Below are 1,315 nucleotides of genomic sequence, written 5' to 3' on the forward strand. Positions count from 1 at the left end.
CTTGGATTCAAGGGATCGTCGCAACACGTGATCACTGACGTGTGGTGGTGAGCAGTTTAGATAGACGCTCGGCTGGTGTTTCCCAGCCGAGCGTCTTGCGTGGGCGACCGTTTAGTTCGGCGGCGACGGCGTCGAGGTGATCGCGGGTGTGGACGGCCAGGTCGGTGCCCTTGGGGAAGTACTGCCGCAGCAGACCGTTGGTGTTCTCGTTGGAGCCGCGCTGCCAGGGGCTGCCGGGATCGCAGAAGTAGACCGGCATGTTCGCGGCGGTGGAGAAGTCCTGGTGGCCTGCCATCTCGTTGCCCTGGTCCCAGGTCAGAGACCGCTTGAGCTGGGGTGGCAGTGTCTTGACGGTGTCGGCCAAGGCGTGGTGGAAGTGCTCGGCTCGATGCCCGTCGGGCAGGTGGACCAGCATCAGGAAGCGAGTGGAGCGTTCGACCAGCGTGCCGATCGCGGAGCGGTGGCCGAGACCGACGATGCAATCGCCTTCCCAGTGTCCCGGGATGGCTCGGTCCACTGCCTCGGCGGGACGCTCGCTGATCATCAGCATCGGTGCCGTGAAACGCGGCCGGCGCTTGGTGGACTGGCGGTGGGGCTTGCGCCTGGCTCTGCCGGTGCGCAGGGCCCTGGTCAGCTCTCTTCGCAGTTCTCCGCGGCCCTGGACGTAGAGAGCCTGGTAGATGGTCTCGTGCGTCACGCGCATCTCCCAGTCGTCGGGGAAGTCCCGGCGGAGCTGGTGGGCTATCTGTTCCGGGCTCCACCGCTTGTCCAGGCCGTCCTGAACGTAGTTCCGCAGGCGCGGGTTGAGACTCATCTTCCCGGGCTTGGGCCGAGGCCGACGGGCGTCGGTGCGACTCTGAGCAACATAGGGCCCATAGCGATGCTGGTTCCCTCGCACGAGGGTGCGGTTGCGGCGTATCTCGCGGCTGATGGTGGAAGGGCTTCGGCCCAGTTCCGCAGCGATCACGCGGAGGGAAGCCTTGTCCCGCAGTCGGTCAGCGATGTAGAGGCGCTCGCCCTGGCTCAGATACCGGCCTGATGCGGTGGGGACAGGCGTCCGCAGCGACGACCGGGCGGGCGGCCTGAACCTGTCAGGGGCATCCCGGCCGTTGCGCCACTCACGGCCTGTCCGTTCGTTGACGCCGACCAGCCGGGATGCCTCTTTGTTGCTGTAGCCCTGACTCACGAAACGGAAGTATTGCTCTCGCTCGCGGATCAGCCTCTTGGGCCCCTGAGCGACCGTCCGTTTCTGCCGGATCTCGAAGTCCATCGCACCCCTTGTGCTGGGGTGTTGCAACGACCACTAGAACCTAAG

At 65.7% G+C, this 1,315-nt stretch carries 1 protein-coding gene; it reads right to left on the reverse strand.

The annotated features are described in order from the left end of the window. Window positions 1-31 precede the first annotated feature (31 nt). A complete protein-coding gene (locus ACZ5XZ_RS38965; protein ID WP_468987193.1) occupies window positions 32-1,270 on the reverse strand; it encodes an IS30 family transposase in 1,239 nt (412 codons plus the stop codon). Window positions 1,271-1,315 lie beyond the last annotated feature (45 nt).

Source organism: Streptomyces sp. NPDC033270, assembly GCF_055576575.1.